At 30.2% G+C, this 2,435-nt stretch carries 2 protein-coding genes; both read right to left on the minus strand.

What is annotated here, in order from left to right; genetic code table 11:
- Nucleotides 1-435, minus strand: a 435-nt coding sequence (locus tag MR593_RS02565) for an MBL fold metallo-hydrolase (protein WP_290686673.1), incomplete at its 3' end; no start/stop codon positions are given.
- A 6-nt stretch (nucleotides 436-441) separates the two neighbouring features.
- The coding region (locus MR593_RS02570; protein WP_290686675.1) for a RelA/SpoT family protein at nucleotides 442-2,435 on the minus strand (1,994 nt) is incomplete at its 5' end.

Raw genomic sequence — 2,435 nt, forward strand, 5'->3', positions numbered from 1 at the left:
TTCTAAATATAAGGAACATCCACCTTTAGTATGTCCAGGTGTATGAATAACTTTAAATTCAAGATTACCTAAATGAATTAAATCTCCATCATCTAATCTAGAATCTGCATCTATTTCGATTTCTGGAAGTCCATCCATAAATTCAGTAAGATTTATTTCTTTATTGTTCAAACCTTCTGCATCTAATCTATGAATTAAAACCTTTCCACCCATTTTCTCTCTTAATTCCTTAACTCCTGCTATATGGTCCCCGTGGCAATGAGTTAGAAAAATATATTTTAAATTTCCTTGTAAAATATTTATCATTTCAATAATTCTATCTACATCACCTGCTGGATCAACAACCATAGTTTCTTTGCTTTCTTGGTCAAAAACAATATAACAGTTTGTTTCATCCCCTATCCAGGTTGATATTTTTAATCTCTTTAGTATCATTAAATTTTAAACCTTCTTTCTTGTTACTTCATAAACACTATCCACCTTGCGAACAGCTTTTAAAATAGAATTAAGTTCATCTATATTTTTTGTTTCTAATGTAAGTTCTATAATTGCAATTCTATCTTTACCAGTTTTTGCATTAATTCCAACAATATTGGCTTTGGCGGTAGATAAAGCTTTTGTAATATCTGCGAGTAATCCGCTTCTATCATTTGCTGAAATTTCTATATCAACATTATAAGAAGCTTGTTTTTCTTCTACCCAAGAAACATCAATAATTCTATTTTCTTCTTTTAATAAATCTTTAACATTAACACAATCTTTTCTGTGAACAGAAACACCTCTACCTTTTGTAATATATCCTATAATTTCATCTCCTGGAAGTGGGTTGCAACACTTAGAAAGCTTTACTAAGCAATTATCAATTCCCTTAACTATTATACCATTACTAGATGGTTTTGCTTTTTTATCTGTCTTAGCTTTAGATAATTCTTCAAGCTTTTCTTCTATTTCTTCTTCTTTATGGTCTTTTCTGTATTCTATAAGCATACGAGCAATTATTTTTCCTGCTGAATTTGCACCAAATCCAACTGCTGCATACATTTCGTCTAAGTCTTTATATTTATATCTATTAAGCATTGGTGTAATGTAATCTGTTTTAAATAATTTGTCATGAGATAAACCTAATCTTTTTAATTCTTTATCAATAGAAGTTTTACCCTTTTCAATATTCTCTGCTTTTTTCTCTTTTTTAAACCAACTATTTATTTTATTCTTAGCTTGTGCACTCTTTATAAATTTAAGCCAATCCATACTTGGACCTTTTGAATTATCAGATGTAATTATCTCTATTATATCTCCGCTTTTTAATGGAGTGATAATAGGCATCATTTTGCTATTTATCTTACAACCTGTCATGTGATTTCCAATTTCAGCATGAATAGAATATGCAAAATCAATTGGTGTTGCTCCTTTTGGTAAAACCTTTATTAAACCTTTTGGGGTAAATACATAAACCTCATCCTCGAATAGTTCTCTTTTTAAATTATCTAAAAATTGTTCTGGATCTTGCATTTCTTGTTGCCACTCTAAAGTTTCACGAAGCCACGCAAGTTTATCTTCTGTTACAACTACATTTTTCTTTCCTCTACCTAAGAAATTTGCTTCTTTGTATGCCCAGTGTGCTGCGATACCATTTTCAGCAATCTTATGCATATCCCATGTACGAATTTGAACTTCAAAAGGTGTTCCTTTTTCTCCAAGTAATGTTGTATGAATTGATTGATACATATTAGGTTTTGGAACAGCTATATAGTCTTTAAATCTTCCTGGCATTGGACTATACATTTCGTGAACTACACCTAGTGCAGCATAACAGTCTTTTACAGAGTTTACTATAATTCTCATAGCAAATAAATCATATATTTGGTCTATTGTACAATTGTCTCTTATCATCTTTCTATATATAGAGTACAAGTGTTTGGCTCTTCCTGTAACTTCTGCATCTATTCTTTGTTTTTTTAGCTGAACTCTTATATCATCCATTATTTTTTCTATAAACTTTAGTCTTTCATCTTTTTTCTTATTTATACTTTCAACTAAATCATAATATTTTTCTGGATACATATATTTAAAGCCAAGGTCCTCAAGTTCTGCTTTTATTGAATATAGACCTAACCTATTTGCAAGTGGTGCATATAGTTCTAGAGTTTCTTTTGCATTTGCAATTTGCCTTTCTCTTTTTAGATATTTTAGTGTTCTCATATTATGAAGTCTATCTGCAAGTTTTATTAATATAACTCTTATGTCTTTTCCCATTGCTAAAAACATTCTTCTATAATTTTCTACTTGTGTTTCTTCTAATGTTGCAAATTGGATAGTACTTAATTTAGTAACACCTGCAACCATATCTGAGATTTCCTCTCCAAACATATCTGTTATATCTTTCCCAGTAACATCTGTATCTTCTACTACATCGTGAAGAAGGGCTGCACAAA

Source organism: Intestinibacter sp., assembly GCF_022780145.1.
Lineage (GTDB): Bacteria > Bacillota > Clostridia > Peptostreptococcales > Peptostreptococcaceae > Intestinibacter.